Genomic DNA, 18,855 nt, shown 5'->3' with positions numbered 1-18,855 from the left:
CGGGTTGTTAGTCTGGACGGGAATGCTGGCATGGGTTGCTCAGAGGAGGGGTGGGCGTCGCAAAGCACAGGAGCACGCCGGGACGGGGGAGGCGTGTGCTCTCCTGGGTGGGGGAGTCGTTATTGACCCTGCTGGCCGTGTTTGGCGTGGTGTGTGTGGTGGCGGTGATCGCCGCCTACTTCTTCGGTGTCAACATCATGCTGTTCAAGACCGGTTCCATGTCCCCGGAGATCCCCGCAGGTTCCGTGGCGCTAGTCAGGACGATTCCTGCCGCCGAGGCGGAGGTGGGGGATGTGGTGACCGTGGACCGGCCCGGTCAGCTGCCGGTCACCCACCGGGTCATCTCGAATGAACCTGATCCGGCCAACCCTCCTGATGGTCGCATCATCGAGATGAAGGGTGATGCCAACAACCAACCGGACCCGTTCCCGTATCACGTGGACGAGGTGAAATTATTGTTCTGGTCGCAACCCGGGTGGGGACATGTGGTCGCTCGGCTGGCGGATCCCCGGATTCTCGCGGGGTGACGGTTCTGGTGGCGGGCCTGGTCACGTGGGCGTTCTGGCCACGTCGTCCCGAGGGGGAACAAGGGGGTGCGGAGGGGAAGAACATGTGATTTCCCGCACGAAGCCTTGATGTGCGCAGGTCAACTGCCTTAGGCAGTGCGCGAGGGGTTTATTTCACAATGTAGATCTTATATTATTAATTACTGAGGAATGATTCGGAGAAAACTTAAGAACAGGTGTGGATGTCGGTCGTTCTGAGCGGGTTTTCCACGTCAGACCAACAGACAGGCAGGACCATGGGACAGATATCGCGTCGGTTGCGGGCAGGGGCCGCAGGTGGCGCGGTACTCGGACTCGGAGCCGTGGTGACCCTGGCCGCCTGGAGTGATGTCCAGACCTTCGAAGGCTCCTTCCAGGCGGGTAGTTTCGGCATCCTCGGTTCGGCTGATGGTGTGACCTGGAGCAATAATACCGACACCCCTCTTGAACTGACCTTCGCCGGTTCCGACAACCTGGTCCCCGGAACCGCCGTCTACGCCGGATACCACCTGAAGAACATCGGCACGATCCCCGCCCACATCACCTACTCCGTGACTGCACAGGGGGCATTGACCCTGGACACCGACCTCACCTACCAACTCGTGCGCACCGCCGGGCCCCTTTGCGATGCGACTGCGGTGGCAGGGGGAACAGCCGTCACCGCGGGGGAGGAATTCACCCTCGGTGCGGAGGCCACTCAGGCATACTGTCTCGAGGTGACCCTGTCCGGTGACTATGGGGAGGACCTGGCGGAAAGTAGTGCCGTCACCTGGAGATTCGATGCCGTCCAGTAGCCGGGATGATTCCGGCTGCAGGTGGGTGGGACAAGCAGAAATGGTGTGAACAACAGTGGCACAGAAACGACAACTCCGGGCGGTGCTGGCATCCGCCGTGGTGCTGGGGCTCGGTGCTGTCACGACGCTGGCGCTGTGGTCGGATTCGGACACCATCTTCGGCACCTTCACCTCCACCGGATTCGCCGTGGAAAGTGCCACTGCCCCCGACGGGGAGTTCCGGGAGCAGGACGGCTCCGGTGGCACGGGGGAGGCGGTGGTGCTCAACTTCGGCATCCCCTTCGGCGGGTTGACACCCGGGGAGCCGGTGGAGACGGAACTGTGGTTCCGCATGGCCACCGCCACCTCCGGTGAGGTGCGAGTGCTCGCCCCGACGGTGGAACAGGCAGACCTCAACGAGTACCTGGATATCGCGGTCGCAACCGGTGCGTGCTCCATCCACGGGCAGGTGTTGCAGAGCGGTGCACTGGGGCAGCTCACCCCCTCGGTACAGACCCTCAAACTGCCGCCCGGTGATGAGTCCGGACCCGGAGCAGCCCAGGCATTGTGCATTGAGGCGACCCTCCGTGACACCGCAGACCTGGGTGTCGGGAATTACTCCACCGGTGCTGTGGAGTGGAACTTCCACGTCACCGAGAGGGGGGTGGGGTAGATGGTTCACGACCGAGGATCGCTTTTCCTTCCCGCCGTGCTGGTCGCCCTGGTCATCATTGCCGCTGTGGCGTTGTCCTGGGGTGTTGCCAGCGTGGTGGTGGGCGCCTAGGAGGGCAGGGACCAGCCACCCCTGATGCCGGCCACCGATGCGGTGACCTTCGACGCGCAGTTCCAGTCCCCCGAGGTGACCACGCGGTGGGCGAGGTCCAGCGTCACCAGTGGTTTCGGTAACCGTACCCTGGAGATTACCACCCCGGCAGGGGTGCAGACCCAAAGCTGGAGCGAGGGGCCAAGCCGCGCGAACAGTGCGGACCGCCAGTATTCGGCTGAAGCGTGTGCCTATGGCGGTCTGGCGGGAGCGCCGGGACCGTGCGCGCAATCGGGGGACATCACCGGGGCTTCGATCACGCGGGGTAATTACGACTTCTTCGTGAACTCCTCTCTGCTGGGTCTGGGGCTCGATGGCGGGTCCGTGGGTATCAACACTGATTCGCCGAGCACCAACCAACCCTCCATCACCACGGGGGTCCGGTGCTACGTGGATGAGAATAACGCTCCGAGGATGATTGCCAGCAGGCCCACCGGAACCGTGCAGTACGGAGCGAGTACCACCCTCGGTCTTGTCACCAGTGGAGCGGAAGTCTCACTTTCCACCATCAACAATGGATCAACCTTCATTGACGAAAAAGGAGACACGCTGCTGGGGGTGAGCACCTCCCATGTGCAGGTGACGCCCGAGTGGGGTGTGGCTCCGGATGGGCGTGCATATTCACAGGTCCGGCTTGACTTTCGGGCAACGGCATCCAGGCTGTTGAGCTCATACGATTCCGGCTGGCATACCGTGACTTTCCGTTCCGAATGCGGATTCACCATGGGCAGCGAGCAACCGATGCGCCTGATGCAGGCACCACCGCAGCTCGAGATGGCCCCGCCGATTGTGGAGGACCCGCCGCTCACCTCCGCAATTGGCAGCCCGCAGACCTCCGGGTTCACCACCGAGGACTCCCTGAGCTGGCAGGGCGGGGAGTACCATCTGCTGGCCACCCGGGAACTCGACGCGCTGGACCGCCTCGCGCTCGAGGCTGTCCTCGCCGAGATCGCCACCTCCGGCGGGGTGGAGAGAACCAACTGGAAGCTTTTCGACGCGCCCACCGCCGGCGAACCGGTCCCCGTCGTGGAGGTGGTGCTTGTGGACGGCGCCCTCGCCCAGATCCGGCCGGTCGTCGACGGTGTCGCGTCACCTGTCCCTGACGTGATCCCCACGACCTCGATAACGCCCACCACCGTCGCTCCCACGACCTCGGCAACTCCGACTCCAGTGGCCACTCCCACCCCTACGACCACCGTTGCACCTCCCGACGAGGAGCCAGGCGGTGATGGTGATGGGTAGCTTCCTGACAACCCGGCGTCGGGTCACGGCACTGCTGTGCATCCTGGCGGGACTGATAGCAGTGGTGGTGGTGCCGTTCGTCGTCACGCAGGTGCAGCGGGCCACCACCCACGTCGCGGTGACGGAGTTCCGCACCACGGTGCAGCCGGTGTTGAACCTCGAGGGGTCCGCCGACGGGATGAGCTGGGCGGAATCAGCCACGCTTGGTTTCGGGGCTGGGCAGATGGAGTTGAAGGTGGGGGAGGCCAATGCCGTCTACTCCCCACTCTGGGTGCGCCCCGGTGCGGGCACGAATGCCCCCTCCTCGGCCATCGTGTCTGAGACCGGATTACCGGATACCGCCTTCGCCACGGCCCTCCGCGGCGAGATCTACCTGAGTCCGCCCGCCTGTAACGCGAACGGGATCAACGGCGCGCAACCCATCGCCTCCGGAGCCCTGCGCGGGCAGACCTCATCCCCGTTTGATCTGGGACAGCCCACGAGCATCGGGCAGACCGGGGAGCCTGTAGGGCTGTGCGTCAGGGTGTGGATGAATGACAACAACTGGCTGCTCGCCGGAACCAGCCCGGGTACCGCCCAGGCAACCTGGTCTGTCACCGCAACCACGACGCTCCCATAGGCGGATAGGGGTCTTCGGGTGTCGGCCCTGAGCGAACACAACACCCGGAATTGATCCGGGTTGACTCAGGGTTTGCCCCCGTTTGGCCCTAAATACCAGCGGAAATGACCAAAGTTGAGCCGACAGGGAATAACCTTGTGGTTAAGCTCGTTGCAAAAGGTGTAAGGTTGAGTGTGATCCACTCAAGGGTGTCTATTAGGCTGGTGCCCTAAGTTGAGCTGAGTGCAGTCAACCACCGAAAGAAAACCGAAACAACAGGAGGAAATGACATGGGACGTGCAGTAGGAATTGACCTGGGTACCACCAACTCCGTGGTATCAGTACTTGAAGGTGGCGAGCCGGTAGTTATCGCAAACTCCGAAGGCTCCCGCACCACCCCGTCGGTGGTGGCATTCGCCAAGAACGGTGAGGTGCTGGTTGGCCAGTCCGCCAAGAACCAGGCTGTCACCAACGTCGACCGCACCATCCGCTCCGTCAAGCGCCACATCGGCACCGACTGGTCCGTGGCCATCGACGACAAGAACTACACCGCGCAGGAAATCTCCGCGCGTATCCTGATGAAGCTGAAGCGCGACGCTGAGGCCTACCTGGGCGAGGAGGTCACCGATGCCGTGATCACCGTTCCCGCCTACTTCGAGGACTCCCAGCGCCAGGCCACCAAGGAGGCCGGCCAGATCGCAGGCCTGAACGTCCTGCGTATCGTCAACGAGCCGACCGCCGCAGCCCTGGCCTACGGCCTGGAGAAGGGTGAGCAGGAGCAGACCATCCTGGTCTTCGACCTCGGTGGTGGTACCTTCGACGTTTCCCTCCTCGAGATCGGTGACGGTGTCGTCGAGGTGCGTGCCACCTCCGGTGACAACGAGCTCGGTGGCGATGACTGGGATCAGCGTATTGTTGACTGGCTGGTCGAGAAGTTCCAGTCCTCCCACGGCATCGACCTGACCAAGGACAAGATGGCCCTGCAGCGTCTGCGTGAGGCAGCCGAGAAGGCCAAGATCGAGCTGTCCGCTTCCCAGAATGCCAACATCAACCTGCCGTACATCACCGTTGATGCGGACAAGAACCCACTGTTCCTGGATGAGAACCTCTCCCGTGCGGAGTTTCAGCGCATCACCCAGGACCTGCTCGACCGCACCAAGACCCCGTTCAACCAGGTCATCAAGGATGCCGGCATCTCCGTCTCCGAGATCGACCACGTTGTCCTGGTCGGTGGCTCCACCCGTATGCCTGCCGTGACCGACCTGGTCAAGGAGCTCACCGGTGGCCGCGAGCCGAACAAGGGTGTCAACCCGGATGAGGTCGTCGCCGTCGGCGCCGCCCTGCAGGCCGGTGTCCTGCGCGGTGAGGTCAAGGACGTGCTGCTTCTCGACGTCACCCCGCTCTCCCTCGGCATTGAGACCAAGGGTGGCGTGATGACCAAGCTCATCGAGCGCAACACCACCATCCCGACCAAGCGTTCCGAGACCTTCACCACCGCTGAGGACAACCAGCCCTCCGTGCAGATCCAGGTCTTCCAGGGTGAGCGTGAGATCGCCAGCGCCAACAAGCTGCTCGGCTCCTTCGAGCTCGGCGGCATCGCACCGGCACCACGTGGTGTGCCACAGATCGAGGTTACCTTCGACATCGACGCCAACGGCATCGTCCATGTCACCGCCAAGGACAAGGGCACCGGCAAGGAGAACACCATCACCATCCAGGACGGCTCCGGCCTGTCCCAGGAGGAGATCGACCGCATGATCAAGGATGCGGAGGCCCACGCCGAGGAGGACAAGAAGCGTCGCGAGGAGCAGGAGATCCGCAACAACGCGGAATCCCTCGTCTACCAGACCCACAAGTTCGTCGAGGAGAACGACGGCAAGATCTCCGAGGAGCTCAAGGGCAAGGTCGAGGAGGCCGCCAAGGGCGTGGAGGAAACACTCAAGGGTGAGGACATCGACGCGATCAAGACCGCCGTCGACAAGCTCAACACCGAGTCCCAGGAGATGGGCAGGGCCATCTACGAGGCTGAGGCCGCCGCAGGTGCCACCCAGGCCGACGCCGGTGCCGAGGGTGCAGCAGACGACAATGTCGTCGACGCCGAGGTCGTGGACGAGGATGTCTCCGAGGAGAAGAAGGACGGCGACAAGTAATGACCGATTCCTACAAACTCCCCGACAACCCGGGTGACCCGGACGCCACCGACGACGAGGGCATCCACCCCGACGAGGTTGAAAACCTCATCGAGGAGGCCGAGCGCACCCAGGGTGGCTCAGAGGACGATGACCTGCTGACCACCGAGCCGGATCCTGTTGTCGACGCCCGTGAGGATGACCGCGATCCCACCCTCGAGGAGGATCTCGAAGGTGACCTCCAGGCGGTCCTCGATGACATCGACGCAGAACTCGGTGTCGCGGACACCCCGGAGGCCACCGGTGACCTGCCGACCACCGAGGCACAGCTGGCCGAGCGCACGGAGGATCTCCAGCGTGTGACCGCCGAGTACGCGAACTACCGTCGCCGTACCGAGCGGGAACGCGCAGGGATCATCGACACCGCCAAATCCGGCGTGGTCAGCAAGCTCCTCCCGATCCTCGACGATCTGGACCTGGCTGAGCAGCACGGTGACCTGGAGGAAGGACCACTGAAGGCGTTCGCGGACAAGTTCCGCAACACCCTCACCGGCCTCAAGGTCGAGGCCTTCGGTGTGCCTGGTGACACCTTCGACCCGGAGATCCATGAGGCAGTTCAGGATCTCTCCGAGGGTGACACCAAGGTCCTCGGAACGGTTCTCCGCAAGGGGTACCGCTTCAACGACAAGCTGATCCGCAACGCGATGGTCATCATCGCCGACCCGGAGAAGTAGGTCACCCGCACCGGCGATGGTGCTGGAGGCGGACAGGGGTTCGTCGATAAGCGTGGCACCACCCCAGGGTGGTTCCTCCAACATGGGGCGCGGTGTCTGGAAAGGCCCCGCGCCCTTTCCCATCACCGGATAGCCGGCGACGGGATGGAATACTTTAATAAGCAGCACATTAATGAACTTGTGAATAACACGATTTAGATACCTCACACATCATGAACTGAGGGGAGGAGATGCCCAGTGAACAATGCAGAATGGGCAAATAAAGACTATTACGCGGACCTGGGTGTCTCCAAGAACGCCAGTGCCGAGGACATCAAGAAGGCCTATCGCAAACTCGCCCGCGAGAACCACCCGGACAAGAACCCCGGGGACAAGGTTGCAGAGGACCGCTTCAAGAAGGCCGCCGAGGCCTATGATGTGGTCGGCGATGAGACCAAACGCAGGGAATACGACGACCTGAAGAAACTGCTCGCATCCGGTGGGATCCGCGGTGGATTCGGAAGCGGGGGTGCCGACTTCCCCGGCGGGTTTCGCTCGACGCAGGGCTTCGATGCGTCCGACCTCTTCGGAGGAGCCGGACCGGGTGGAGGATTTTCTGCGGACGGCGGTCTGGGCGATATCTTCGGTGGCATTTTCAACCGCGGCAGTAGTCCTCGCCAGTCAGCTCGGCCGACGCGGGGGGCGGATGTAGAAACCGACATCACCCTCGAATTCCGGGAGGCCGCCAAGGGCACCACCATCCCGGTGGAGCTGACCGGTGAGGCACCCTGCAACACCTGCCACGGTTCCGGGTCCGCCTCGGGCCAGCCCTCCAAATGCGGGCAGTGTAACGGCTCCGGCTTCACCTCGGAGAACAAGGGCGCCTTCGGTTTCTCCGCGCCCTGCACCAACTGTGGCGGCACCGGTGAGGTCATCACCGATCCGTGTGTCGACTGCCGTGGGCGGGGTACCGTGCGCCGCACCAGGTCCATCACCGTCCGCATCCCGGCCGGAGTCGAAGACGGCCAGAAGGTCCGTCTCGCAGGTCAGGGGGAGGCAGGCCCCAACGGCAAACCCGCCGGTGACCTCTTTGTCCGTGTCCACGTCAAGGAGGATCCCGTGTTCGAGCGTGAGGGCAACAACATCCACGTCACAGTGCCGGTGAGCTTCTCGGAGCTGGCACTGGGTGGGGCGATCTCCGTGCCCACCCTGGACAAACCGGTCAAGCTCAAACTCGCGCCGGGCACCCCGGACGGACGCACCCTGCGTGTGCGGGGCCGTGGTGTGGAGACCCGCACCGCCAAGGGTGATCTGATGGTCACCGTGCAGGTCACCGTCCCACCCACCCTCAGTGATGAAGCAGCCGAGGCGCTGCGCACCTATGCGGAGGCAGAGAAGAAGTCAGGTTTCGACCCCCGTGCCAACTGGGCGGGGAATAACCGCTAGACCGCCACCCGGATGGGAGATATCCGTCAAGGATCCCCACGTCCGGGAGGCGAGGCAGGGACAGTAGGAGAAGGCGACGAGAACAATTTCTACCACCAGCAAGCACCAGGACCACGACAACGGTCAGGAACCGCACCACGGTTCCGAGCACACGGGGTTCAGCGGCGAGGTGTATGTCATTTCCGTTGCCGCTGAACTCGTCGGCATGCATGCCCAGACGCTGCGCACCTATGACCGGATGGGGCTGGTCACCCCACGCCGCGCCCGAAATGGCGGCCGCAGATACACCCGGGATGATGTGGAACTCCTGCGCAAGATCCAGCGGCTCAGCCAGGAGGACGGGGTCAACCTGGCCGGGATCAAGGCCATCATCGAACTCGGTGAGGAGAACCGCCGCCTAAAGGACTCCCTCCGCAACCTCAAGGCGGAGAACGAGTCACTCAAGGACGAACTCCGCCGGGGCCGACCCCGCGGTGAACTGGTCCACGTACCCCGGTCCACGGCACTCGTGATGTGAGAATGACGCAAGGGGCGCAACTCATAACAGGGGCCGGAGAGAAACAGGGTGGTGCATGGTGATCATGCACCACCCTTTTTCTGTGTTCTTTTTCGTGACCACGCCGGTCCTCTCCATAAGCGCCCTGCGGGGGTGATCACGCACCTTTTCTACCGCATTCCTGGCTGCGGGGATGGGATACCCATGGGGGTGGGGGTGGGCATGGTGGTAGCGCTGGAACCGGCCGGGCGTTATGGTGGCAACAATGCGGGATCATGTGCCCGCTGTCACAAAGGTTGATCAGGTGTCACCTGGCACACAATACGGACCCATGGTGGGGGACGGTAACCCTACGCTCATCCCTACTGTCGCCCCCAGCCGTGGCTCGTGACCCGCTCTGTGGTCGCCTGATCTGCGATTTTCCTAGCGAAGGAGACACCATGACCGTCTATGCCAACCCGGGAACCGAAGGCTCGATCGTCAACTACGAGAAGCGGTATGACAACTACATCGGTGGGCAGTGGGTACCACCGGTGGAGGGCCAGTACATGGACAACATCACCCCGGTCACCGGTGAGGTCTTCTGTGAGGTCGCCCGTTCCACCGCCGCCGATGTTGAGGCCGCCCTGGACGCCGCCCACAAGGCGGCACCGGCATGGGGTCGCACCTCCGTTGCGGAGCGTGCACTGATCCTGCACCGCATCGCCGACCGCATGGAGGAGCACCTCGAGGAGATCGCCGTCGCCGAGACCTGGGAGAACGGCAAGGCGGTCCGTGAGACCCTCGCCGCCGACATCCCGCTGGCCATTGATCACTTCCGTTATTTCGCCGGCGCCATCCGCGCCCAGGAGGACCGTTCCTCCCAGATCGACCACAACACCGTTGCCTACCACTACAACGAGCCTATCGGCGTGGTCGGACAGATCATCCCGTGGAACTTCCCCATCCTCATGGCCACCTGGAAGATCGCCCCGGCGCTGGCCGCCGGCAACGCCATCGTGATGAAGCCCGCGGAGCAGACCCCGGCCTCCATCCTCTACCTGATGAACATCGTCGGTGACCTCATCCCGGACGGTGTGCTCAACATCGTCAACGGACTCGGTGAGGAGGCGGGCACCGCCCTGTCCAGCTCTGACCGCATCGGCAAGATCGCCTTCACCGGTTCCACCCAGGTGGGCAAGATCATCAACAGGGCCGCCTCCGACAAGATCATCCCCGTCACCCTCGAACTGGGCGGCAAGTCCCCGTCGATCTTCTTCGCCGACGTCATGGCCCAGGATGATGCCTTCCGTGAGAAGGCCGTCGAGGGCTTTGCCATGTTCGCCCTCAACCAGGGTGAGGTCTGCACCTGCCCGTCCCGTGCCCTGGTGCACGAGTCCATCGCCGATGAGTTCCTCGAGCTCGGTGTCAAGCGCGTCCAGAACATCAAGCTGGGCAACCCGCTGGATACCGAGACCATGATGGGTGCCCAGGCATCCCAGGAGCAGATGGACAAGATCTCCAGCTACCTCAAGATCGGCCCCGACGAGGGTGCGGAAACCCTCACCGGCGGCAAGGTCAACAAGATCGACGGTCTGGACAATGGTTACTACATCGAACCGACCGTGTTCCGTGGCACCAATGACATGCGGATCTTCCGTGAGGAGATCTTCGGACCGGTACTCTCCGTGGCCACCTTCTCCGATTTCGATGAGGCCATCCAGATCGCCAACGACACCAACTACGGTCTCGGCGCCGGTGTGTGGAGCCGCGACCAGAACACCGTCTACCGTGCGGGCCGTGCCATCCAGGCCGGTCGTGTCTGGGTGAACCAGTATCACAACTACCCGGCACACTCCGCCTTCGGCGGATACAAGGAGTCCGGTATCGGCCGTGAGAACCACCTCATGATGCTGGCCCACTACCAGCAGACCAAGAACCTGCTGGTCTCCTACGATCCGAACCCGACCGGCCTGTTCTAGTCCCGTTCCAGGCCTGTTTCAGGCCCGTTGGCCGAGATCCCCTGATGCCGCACCCCCTATGACCATGGGGGTGCGGCATCATCCCTATCCGGACTGGCCGTCCACCACATCCCTGACCCGGTCGAGGAACCCCGGATCATCCCAGTACCCCGAATGGGTTACCTCAGACTCCCACACCTTCGAACCGAACCAGGGGGAGGTCGGATCCCTGCCGTGGACCCCGTTGACCACGGTGGTGGCCAGCCCGATGGGATCCCGCGTTCCGGTGACGGCGTACACATCGGCGTGGATATCGCGGGCATGCTCCACCCCTGCACCGGGGCTTCCCACCAGGATCACGGCATCGAAACCCTCCCGGCTCTCCGATGCAGCGGAGCCCACCACCACGGAACCGTAGCTGTATCCCAGCCCCACCCGGCGTTGATCCGGGTTCCGGGCGGCGAGTGACTCCTGAAATGTCTGTAATTCGCGTCCCGCCACCTCGGCGCTGCGCCCGGAGAGTGCCTGCGGGATGCCCGCTGGCGCCGTGTACCCGGACCATAGGATGGTGGCGGCCCCGGTGGCCTGGTGGATCCGGCGGGCCCGGTCGAGGTTGCCCTGCCAGTGGACGGGGTCGGACGAACCTACCCCGGCGACCATGGTGGTCACCGCAGCCGCATCATCGATGTCACCGAAGGCGGCAGCGAAGGTGCCGTCGCCCACTTCGAGGAGCATGAGGTCGGGGTTGGCATCGGCAAGCTCCCGGATCAAGGGTGGGGCGTTCATGTGGTGGAATTCGTGGATCGCGGTGGCGGGCAGGTCCGCGACATCCCCGAGCGCCCGCACCGTTGGGGCGGCGGTCGGGGTGCACAGGGCCCCGATCTGGCGGGCGCACATGAAATCGAGGAGGTCACCCATCATGGTGAGGTACCGCAGGGTGGCGATCGCCTCCGGGGAGATGCCCGCCCACCGCTCCACCACCCACAGGTGCTGTTCCAGGGCTCTGACCAGGCCAGCTGCACTGAACAGGAACCTGGCCACCGAGCTGATCTGGTCGACGGTGTCGGTGATGGTGGTGTTGTGGGCGTGCAACCTCCGGATCCCCAGGACGAGGGCTTCCGCATCGGTCAGGTGCAGCAGGTCGTTCCACCGCAGGGCCCGGTCGTCTGCCTGTCCGGCCAAGGCCCGCCCGATCTCCTCGAGCACCCCGGCCAGCTCCTCCAACTCGTGGCTTTTCAGCGCGAGTGTCACAGGTGCCTCCCCAGGTCGCCGGCCAGGGTGTCATCGACCTCACAGAAGGACCGCGCCAGGGTCTCCATGGAGTGCAGGGAGGAGGCGAGGGTGTCTTCAGCGTCGTAAAGCAGGGCCCGCCAACCCGCATCGGCGGCGCGCAGGGCACTCTCGGTCCGGCTCGCACCCCCGGCCGGGGTGAGGGGCGGGAAGAGCAGGTCACGGGTGGTGGCGGCGAGGCGCTCGGGGAAATCTGTCGTCATGAACATGCCCCTCAGTCAAGGGCCGCCCAAGATAAATGACAAGAATGGGTGCATCGAACCTGTGAACAATCAGCGCCGCACACCTAGGCTGTGGATTATGCGCATCGCTTTGATACAGATCACCTCCGGTGGCGATAAGATGGCCAACCTGGAGCTCGTCAGAACCACCGCCACCGACGCCGCCGCGCAGGGGGCACGCCTGCTCATCTACCCGGAGGCCACCTCCCAGGCCTTCGGTACCGGGCGCCTCGATGAACAGGCAGAAGACCTGCACACGGGTGCTTTCGCCACCGGTGTGCAGCAGCTGGCCGAGGACCTCGGGGTGGTGATCGTGGCGGGGATGTTCACCCCGGCCGACACCGTGGAACAGGACGGCAAAACCCTCCACCGGGTGCACAACACCGCCCTGGTCACCGGCAACGGACTGCATGAGGGCTATCACAAGATCAACACCTACGATGCCTTCGGCTACCGCGAATCCGACACCGTCAAACCGGGAAATGAATTACATGTATTCGACCTCGACGGGGTGAAGGTCGGCGTGGCCATCTGCTACGACCTCAGGTTCCCCACCCAGTTCCAGGAGCTGGCGCGCGCCGGTGCTGAGATCATCGTGGTGCCCACCTCCTGGCAGGACGGGGAGGGCAAACTAGAGCAGTTGCAGGTGCTCACCCGCGCCCGCGCCCTGGATTCCACCTCCTGGATCCTCATGTGCGACCAGGCCCGCCCCACCGAGAAGCGTAAGGGCCCCGCCGGGATCGGTCATTCCATGGTGGTTGACCCCACCGGAGTGATCGCCGACAGCGCCGGCTATGAACCGGAGACCGTCATCGCCGACATCGATCTGTCCAACCTCCAGGACATCCGGAAGTCCATCCCGGTGCTGTAATCAGAACTCCAGGTGCTCGATCCGCTCGCGTGGGGTGCCACGCCTGATCAGGGCGCGCCGGATATCCCGGGCCATCTGCTCGGGGCCTGCGATGAGCACATCCCGGTCCGCCCACGAGCCGACGCTGGTGACGATCTCCGCCATCTTCCCCACCTGGGGCAGATGCAGACCCCGGGGCGGTTGGGAGGCCTCGGTGGCCTGCACCCACCAGGCGTCCTCGGCGTTGGTGGTCACCGGCACCACCGACAGCCACGGGCAGGTCGCCGCGAAATTCCACAGCCCCATCAGTTCATAGAGCTCACCGGGGTATTCCGCACCGACAAAGAAGTGCAGGCGTGGGGGATGGGTGCGGGTCATCAGCTCGAACATCATCGCCCGCAGCGGTGCCAGCCCGGTGCCGTAGGCGATGAACAACAGGTCATCCTGCTTATCGACGCCGCCCCCATCCCCGTGGTCACCGTCGTCCCCGGGCTCACCGTCGTCGGTGACGGCGTCGGGGGAGGCGTCGACAAGCGCGGAACCCGCCCCGAAGAGACGCTGACCGAACTCGCCCTGCCCCAACCCGATGGACCACCGGTCACCGGGTTGGGAACCGGCGAGCAGGCGCAGGGCCTCGTCCTCCCCGGTCTGGATGTGGAATTCCACCTGGCCCCATTCATTCGCCGGGATGGACGGGCAGAGGAAACGCCAGGAATTCTGCAGGTATTCCGTGGTGACCGGCAGGTACTGGCCGGGGAAATAACTCAAGGGGCCATCGGCCTCCAGACGCACGACGATGAAGCGCCGGCTGCGTCGTTCCACCTGCACCACCGTCGCACCGGTGGCGGCGGGGATACCGTCATCGATGGCCTCCCGGGCGGCGGCGGCCATCTCGGAGGTGGTGGCGGTGATGGCGCGTTCGGCGAATAACTCCGTCTCGAAGGGCAGATCCTGCCCCACCTCGCGCAGAGCCAGGCGGATGGCCTCACCGAGGTTGGTGAAGGTCTGCGGGGTGAAACCGAAACGCCGGTAGTCCCGGGCGAGATCGCGGAAATACTCCACCGTCCCGGGCTCGACCGCGCCCTCATCCCCGACGCCATCCAGCATCGCGGCCAGCAGTTCCGTGATGCTGATGTGGGTCTGATCATCCACATGCGGAATGCAGGTGGGTGCCAGGGGATCGAGTGTGGACAGCCTGGACATCACTGTTGTGAGGAAAACGTCCGGGTTGTCCTCAATGAGGGAGGTAACAGGGCGCATCGGTCGGGGTGTCACGTTAACCATTGTGCCCTTTTTCGCGGTCACAGCGGCGGAACGGCACGCCTGCCAGCTGGCGGGTCAGAACTCGTAACCCGTCACCCGGCCCTGGGTGTTGGGCTCCCACCCGAGTGCCGGGGCGACATGCTCGGCGAAGTTGCGCAGGATGGAGGCGTTGAGTTCCACACCCATCTGGTTCGGCACGGTGAGCATGAGGGTGTCGGCATCCATGACAGCCCTGTCCTGTTTGAGCTGGTCGATGAGCTCATCCGGGGTGCCCGCGTAGGTGCGACCGAAGGTGGTGCGGGTGTCATCGATGATGCCGATCTGATCACCACCCTGCCCCTGTAGGCCGAAGAGCTCACGGTCGCGGTCGGTGAGGATAGGGAAGATCGAGCGGGAGACGGACACACGCGGGGTCCAGTCGTGACCGGCCTCCTTCCAGGCGGCGCGGTAGTTCTGGATCTGGTCGAACTGCAGATCAGCCAGGCTCTGGCCGGTGGCCTCGGAGACCAGGGTGGAGCTCATCAGGTTCACCCCGTCCTTCGCCGCCTGGATGGCGGTGTTGTGGGAACCCGCACCCCACCAGATGGATTTCCGCAGCTGTGGGTCATGCGGGAAGATCGGCAGCGGGGTGCCGGGGCGGTAGAGGCGTGGGTACTGGTCCTCGGCCGCCACGGCCATGCCATAACCATCAACCGCGGCCATGAAACGCTGGAACTTCTCGCGTGCCATGCCCGCGCCCTTGGGGTCATCCTCGCCGGTGGCGTAGCCGAAGGCCTCCCAGCCCTTCTCGGCAGGCTCGGGTGATCCCCGGGACACGCTGAGGGCCACTCTGCCGTCGGCAAGCAGGTTCAGTGCGGCGGCCTCCTCTGCCAGGTGCAGGGGGTTTTCATAGCCCAACGTTCATCTGTAACATTAGATTCATGACGAGTCGTGTAGCCGCCTACATGCGGATCTCCCAGGACCGTACGGGCGACGGATGGGCCATCGACACCCTGAATCGGCCCGGGTTCTCTGCCGCTGCTTTGTGGGTTCGGGCTCTCGGGTGAGGGCCGCGTAGTGGAGCATCTCGAACTCTACCGGGGTGAGATACCCGAGGGAGCCGTGCAGGCGCCGGTTGTTTTACCAGTCGACCCAGCCGGCGGTCGCGAACTCGACGTCCGCGAGCGTCCGGAACGGCCCTGAGTGGAAGACGGTGGTGCGGATGCACTCGGTCTTGTAGAGCCCGCTCACCGTCTTCATCAGCGCGTTATCGAAGGCATCGCCGACGGTCCCGATCGACGGGGCGATGCCCTCGAGGGCGAGATGCTCGGTCAGCCGAATAGCGGTGTACTGAGATCCGGCGTCGCTGTGGTGGATCAAATCCCCTGGTGAGACGGGGTTTCCGTCGCGTTCTCGTTGGCAGAGCGCGATCCGCAGCGGCGTCATGACTAGGTCGACCTTCTTCGACGTTGAGGCGTGCCAGCCCATGATCCGCTGGGCGAAGACGTCCACGACGAATGCGACGTAGACGAACCCCGCCCAGGTGCGGACGTAGGTGAAGTCCGTGACCCACACCCGGTTCGGAGCCGGGGCGGTGAAGTCCCGATTCAGCAGGTCACCGGCTCGCTTCCCGTCCGGATCGGAGATCGTCGTGCGGAGCTTCTTAACGCGCCGCACCCCCTCGAGCCCGAGGGTGCGCATGGCCCGGTCCACCGCCCCGCGAGACGTGCCGGCGAGGCCCTTCTGACGACGGAGCAGGGCGACCCACTTCCGTCGCCCGTAGAGGCCCTCCGGCGTCGTCTGGATGAGCCCGGTAACGGGGTTGGTCGTCCAGGCGAGCTCGCGGATCTTGTCCTCGACAAGGGCGTCTGTGACGGTGCGGGCAGCGATCCGCGTCGGATTCTTCCAGGCCCGGTAGGTGTGTGCAGCGATCCGAAGGCCCTGCTGACGCAGGACGCGGAGGATCGACTCGACTGCATAGCCCTCGACGCGCATCTCATCGATGAACGCGCAGATCAGCGGTTGCGGGGGTCGAGCTCCCCCGCGAAGAAAATCGAGGCCCTGCGCAGGATCTCATTGTCGTCCCGCAACCGCTTGACCTCAGCTTTCAGGCGCTTGACCTCGGCGGATTCCTCGGTCGTGATGCCGAGTCGGGTCCCGTCATCGACCTCGGCCTGCGCGAGCCAGCGCCGCACGGACTCAGGCGAGACACCCTCTTGCCGCGCCACGGCAGCGGTCGCCGCGGTCAGGGTGGGGTACTCCTGGAGGTGCTCCCTGACGAGCCGCACGCACCTCGCGCGCAGCTGGGGATCGATCTTCTTCGGCATGCTGTCCATCCTTCCGGACTCAAACAACAGCGGCATCAAACCTGGGCCGATTCAGTGGGGCGCCCGGGTCCGGTTCGCCGAGCGGACGGCTCCCCTCCTCATGGTCTAACGCGACAGCGGCATCCTCGTCGAGGTGGATGGAGCGGGCGAGCCCGACGAGGTCCGTGGGCGCATCCTCGACGGCCTCGGCGCGAGCTGACCGCGTTGGCCGTCGCCAGACCTGATGGGCTGCGCTGCCCCTGCGATACCGCACCCGCTCCCCTGCACACGGTGTGACAGCCCGGTTCTGAATCGGCTGTTCGTGGTGGCCAGCCCCGGGCCGGCCACCACGAACACTTACAGCCGATTCAAGCTGAAAAAGTAGTTGACACTACAGGGGTGAGAGAGCTAATTTTAGATTCGATGGGGATCCGAGGGATCTTTGCAGCAGAGGTTGCGCGGCGGACTGCCTCCGCCCGCGCCCCCCTCGCCACCACCAACGTTCTTCATTGAAGGAGTTAAACGTGAGCACCAGCAATGCACCCCGCAGCCAGTCCTCCGACAAGACACCTGAGGACTTCGAGTACACCGCGGACCCCCGCTGGAAGCAGGCCATTGCCGAGTACTCCGACTACGCCACCGCCCAGGCAGCAGTCGACCGGCTTTCCGATGCCGGGTTCGCCGTCGAACGGGTCGCGATCGTCGGGTACGACCTGCGTGTCGTGGAGCGGGTCCTGGGACGACTCACTAAGACGAAGGCGGCTTTGCGCGGAGCCGCCGCCGGTGCGTGGTTCGGTCTGCTCATCGGTTTGCTGTTCGGCCTGTTCGCGCCCGGGTTCGGGTGGCTGGCCATCGTGGCGATCTCGGTGGTCGCCGGTGCGGTTTGGGGTGCGCTGCTTTCCTTCATCAGCCATCTCGCGACCGGGGGCCGACGCGACTTCGCCTCGTTGGAAACGCTTGAGGCGGACCGGTACGAGGTGCAGGTTGAGGCACCTTTCGCTGCGGAAGCGGCACGACTTCTCGCGGGTAAGCCGGCTCGTCCCACCGCGTGACTTTCAACGCAGGTAACGCCCTTCCTCTGCGGGCGGTCGTTACCTGCGTTTCAACTCAACCGTCCCGGGCGGCGAGCAGATCGATTTCGCTCCCCAGTGGGACGACCACGATGACATCACGGACGGTGTATTCCACTCCCGACTCACCCACTCCTGTGAGCAGTGGCCGCCACAGCCTGAAGAGTTCAGTACGGGTATCCACCCGCCTAGATGATTAAGTCCTATTGATTTTTAGTGGTCGTAGGCGATCAGGGAGCGTTTGTTGGGGGCGTCGATGAGCCAGTTGTGCCAGATCCCGGCGGCCAGGGCCAAAAGTTTCGCGGCGACTCGGGCGTAGACGCCTTCGACGGTGCGCCCGCCGTGCTGCTCGAGGCCGAGTTGGCCTTTAAGCGTGTCGAAGACGGACTCGACCCACTGGCGGATACCACCGAGGGCCCCGAACCGGGGCTTTTCATCCTTGCGGTCGGGACGGACGAGGTGGGCGCCAAGCTCGTCGGTGACAAACGCCTCGAACTCTTTCCCGGCGAAGCCCTTGTCCGCCAGGATGACCTGCCCGTCGTGCACCAGATGACAGTCATGATCAAGCAGGACCTGGGTGGTTTCCCGCTCGCCGATCTTCGGGTTGGCCAGCCCCCAGATCACCGGCATCCCGTCCGGGGTGCAGACCAGATACAGGCGAAAACCCCAGAAGAACCTCGAATGCGAAGCGCAGTAGCCGTAGCCGGCATGCCCGACCAGGTCAGAGCGTTTGACTGTCTTTCTTGAGGTGCCGCAGGGTACCGGGGTGGAGTCGAGTAGTCGCAGGATCTCGTGCCAGGAGGCGGTGTCTTTGGCCAGGGCGGTGATCACCGCGCTGATCAACGGGCCGGCGGCCCGGATGCGCTTGTTGTAGCCCGATTGTTGGGGCATCGCCGGGAACATTCCGGTCAGGTGTGCCCGGGCGTAGCGCACCCATCGGGATTCTGAGGAGGATCCGTGCAGCAGGTGTTGGGCGACGGCCAGGCACAGCAGTTCGGCGTCATCGAGGGCTGGTCGGTGCCCTGGGCGGTGAGTCCGGTCGTAGTCCAGATCGGGCAGGACACGGTCGACCAGGGTGACGTAGAGTGTGGTCAGGAGAGTGTTTAGTTTGTTGTTCACACCAAAAACTCAAGCACTCTCCGCCCTCGTTGAACAGACCTGCGCGCGAGAG

19 protein-coding genes and 1 pseudogene are annotated in these 18,855 nt (G+C 64.2%); 12 read left to right on the top strand and 8 right to left on the bottom strand.

Features of this window, described 5'->3' with window-relative positions; genetic code table 11:
* Positions 1-95: 95 nt before the first annotated feature.
* The 10 genes from CE_RS13040 to CE_RS12995 all read left to right on the top strand — a co-directional run bounded on the left by CE_RS13040 (position 96) and on the right by CE_RS12995 (position 10,726).
* A complete protein-coding gene (locus CE_RS13040) occupies positions 96-527 on the top strand; it encodes a signal peptidase I (protein WP_006769002.1) in 432 nt (143 codons plus the stop codon).
* Between the two features lie 275 nt (positions 528-802).
* A complete protein-coding gene (locus CE_RS13035; RefSeq protein WP_162096723.1) occupies positions 803-1,339 on the top strand; it encodes a SipW-dependent-type signal peptide-containing protein in 537 nt (178 codons plus the stop codon).
* A 55-nt stretch (positions 1,340-1,394) separates the two neighbouring features.
* On the top strand, positions 1,395-1,991 hold the full coding sequence (locus tag CE_RS13030; RefSeq protein WP_011076018.1) for a SipW-dependent-type signal peptide-containing protein: 597 nt from the start codon (positions 1,395-1,397) through the stop codon (positions 1,989-1,991).
* Between the two features lie 135 nt (positions 1,992-2,126).
* Positions 2,127-3,383: a hypothetical protein gene (locus CE_RS13025; RefSeq protein WP_006769005.1), complete on the top strand. Its 1,257-nt coding sequence runs from the start codon at positions 2,127-2,129 to the stop codon at positions 3,381-3,383.
* Complete coding sequence (locus tag CE_RS13020) at positions 3,376-4,002, top strand: hypothetical protein (RefSeq protein ID WP_143758476.1); 627 nt, start codon at positions 3,376-3,378, stop codon at positions 4,000-4,002. Before CE_RS13025 ends, CE_RS13020 begins: the two co-directional genes overlap by 8 nt.
* 269 nt (positions 4,003-4,271) lie before the next feature.
* Positions 4,272-6,131, top strand: a complete 1,860-nt coding sequence (gene dnaK / locus CE_RS13015; protein WP_006769007.1) for a molecular chaperone DnaK — start codon at positions 4,272-4,274, stop codon at positions 6,129-6,131.
* Positions 6,131-6,844, top strand: a complete 714-nt coding sequence (grpE, locus tag CE_RS13010) for a nucleotide exchange factor GrpE (RefSeq protein ID WP_006769008.1) — start codon at positions 6,131-6,133, stop codon at positions 6,842-6,844. Before dnaK ends, grpE begins: the two co-directional genes overlap by 1 nt.
* A 237-nt stretch (positions 6,845-7,081) precedes the next feature.
* Positions 7,082-8,269, top strand: coding sequence for a molecular chaperone DnaJ (gene dnaJ, locus CE_RS13005; protein ID WP_006769009.1), 1,188 nt, complete (start codon positions 7,082-7,084; stop codon positions 8,267-8,269).
* Positions 8,270-8,438: 169 nt separating this feature from the next.
* Positions 8,439-8,786: a heat shock protein transcriptional repressor HspR gene (locus CE_RS13000; RefSeq protein WP_006769010.1), complete on the top strand. Its 348-nt coding sequence runs from the start codon at positions 8,439-8,441 to the stop codon at positions 8,784-8,786.
* Positions 8,787-9,205: 419 nt separating this feature from the next.
* Complete coding sequence (locus CE_RS12995; protein WP_006769012.1) at positions 9,206-10,726, top strand: acetaldehyde dehydrogenase ExaC; 1,521 nt, start codon at positions 9,206-9,208, stop codon at positions 10,724-10,726.
* Between the two features lie 84 nt (positions 10,727-10,810).
* On the opposite strand, the gene CE_RS12990 is transcribed toward CE_RS12995, so the two are convergent.
* Together CE_RS12990 and CE_RS12985 are read right to left on the bottom strand one after the other, a co-directional pair.
* Complete coding sequence (locus tag CE_RS12990) at positions 10,811-11,956, bottom strand: alpha/beta hydrolase (protein WP_006769013.1); 1,146 nt, start codon at positions 11,954-11,956, stop codon at positions 10,811-10,813.
* Positions 11,953-12,204, bottom strand: coding sequence for a hypothetical protein (locus CE_RS12985; protein WP_006769014.1), 252 nt, complete (start codon positions 12,202-12,204; stop codon positions 11,953-11,955). The genes CE_RS12990 and CE_RS12985 overlap by 4 nt, the downstream gene beginning before the upstream one ends.
* Before the next feature lie 91 nt (positions 12,205-12,295).
* Between CE_RS12985 and CE_RS12980 the strand changes: the two genes are divergently transcribed.
* Positions 12,296-13,087, top strand: a complete 792-nt coding sequence (locus CE_RS12980; RefSeq protein WP_035109299.1) for a carbon-nitrogen hydrolase family protein — start codon at positions 12,296-12,298, stop codon at positions 13,085-13,087.
* Here CE_RS12980 and CE_RS12975 read toward each other — a convergent pair whose 3' ends face one another.
* The 4 genes and pseudogenes from CE_RS12975 to CE_RS15300 form a co-directional block, all read right to left on the bottom strand.
* Entirely contained in the window at positions 13,088-14,350 is a 1,263-nt protein-coding gene (locus CE_RS12975; RefSeq protein WP_231295110.1) for a 2-polyprenylphenol hydroxylase, read from the bottom strand.
* A 54-nt stretch (positions 14,351-14,404) separates the two neighbouring features.
* Positions 14,405-15,226, bottom strand: coding sequence for an LLM class flavin-dependent oxidoreductase (locus CE_RS12970; RefSeq protein ID WP_006769017.1), 822 nt, complete (start codon positions 15,224-15,226; stop codon positions 14,405-14,407).
* Positions 15,227-15,355: 129 nt separating this feature from the next.
* Positions 15,356-16,635, bottom strand: a pseudogene (locus CE_RS12965) (IS3 family transposase); the annotation flags it as partial.
* A 19-nt stretch (positions 16,636-16,654) separates the two neighbouring features.
* The gene (locus CE_RS15300) at positions 16,655-16,888 is read right to left on the bottom strand and encodes a hypothetical protein (RefSeq protein ID WP_011076012.1); all 234 of its coding nucleotides are present in this window, start codon (positions 16,886-16,888) and stop codon (positions 16,655-16,657) included.
* 250 nt (positions 16,889-17,138) lie between these two features.
* On the opposite strand from CE_RS15300, the gene CE_RS12955 reads away from it, so the two are divergent.
* Positions 17,139-17,666, top strand: a complete 528-nt coding sequence (locus CE_RS12955) for a general stress protein (protein WP_231295111.1) — start codon at positions 17,139-17,141, stop codon at positions 17,664-17,666.
* Between the two features lie 55 nt (positions 17,667-17,721).
* On the opposite strand, the gene CE_RS15395 is transcribed toward CE_RS12955, so the two are convergent.
* Both CE_RS15395 and CE_RS12950 read right to left on the bottom strand, forming a co-directional pair.
* On the bottom strand, positions 17,722-17,868 hold the full coding sequence (locus CE_RS15395; protein WP_155808171.1) for a hypothetical protein: 147 nt from the start codon (positions 17,866-17,868) through the stop codon (positions 17,722-17,724).
* Between the two features lie 29 nt (positions 17,869-17,897).
* Positions 17,898-18,803: an IS982-like element ISCef3 family transposase gene (locus tag CE_RS12950; RefSeq protein ID WP_011076011.1), complete on the bottom strand. Its 906-nt coding sequence runs from the start codon at positions 18,801-18,803 to the stop codon at positions 17,898-17,900.
* Positions 18,804-18,855: the final 52 nt, after the last annotated feature.

Origin of the sequence: Corynebacterium efficiens YS-314 (genome assembly GCF_000011305.1) — a bacterium.
Taxonomy (GTDB): Bacteria; Actinomycetota; Actinomycetes; order Mycobacteriales; family Mycobacteriaceae; genus Corynebacterium; species Corynebacterium efficiens.
The sequence above is the reverse complement of the archived record's forward strand: the minus strand, read 5'-3'. Positions and strand labels throughout refer to the sequence as shown.

What these genes read in the sequence shown, in the direction of transcription:
- CE_RS13020 (WP_143758476.1), top strand. Translation starts at nt 3,376, where the DNA reads ATGGGTAGCTTCCTGACAACCCGGCGTCGGGTCACGGCACTGCTGTGC.
- CE_RS12975 (WP_231295110.1), bottom strand. Translation starts at nt 14,350, where the DNA reads ATGGTTAACGTGACACCCCGACCGATGCGCCCTGTTACCTCCCTCATT.
- CE_RS13035 (WP_162096723.1), top strand. Translation starts at nt 803, where the DNA reads ATGGGACAGATATCGCGTCGGTTGCGGGCAGGGGCCGCAGGTGGCGCG.
- dnaK (WP_006769007.1), top strand. Translation starts at nt 4,272, where the DNA reads ATGGGACGTGCAGTAGGAATTGACCTGGGTACCACCAACTCCGTGGTA.
- grpE (WP_006769008.1), top strand. Translation starts at nt 6,131, where the DNA reads ATGACCGATTCCTACAAACTCCCCGACAACCCGGGTGACCCGGACGCC.
- CE_RS12980 (WP_035109299.1), top strand. Translation starts at nt 12,296, where the DNA reads ATGCGCATCGCTTTGATACAGATCACCTCCGGTGGCGATAAGATGGCC.
- CE_RS12985 (WP_006769014.1), bottom strand. Translation starts at nt 12,204, where the DNA reads ATGTTCATGACGACAGATTTCCCCGAGCGCCTCGCCGCCACCACCCGT.
- CE_RS13025 (WP_006769005.1), top strand. Translation starts at nt 2,127, where the DNA reads ATGCCGGCCACCGATGCGGTGACCTTCGACGCGCAGTTCCAGTCCCCC.
- CE_RS12995 (WP_006769012.1), top strand. Translation starts at nt 9,206, where the DNA reads ATGACCGTCTATGCCAACCCGGGAACCGAAGGCTCGATCGTCAACTAC.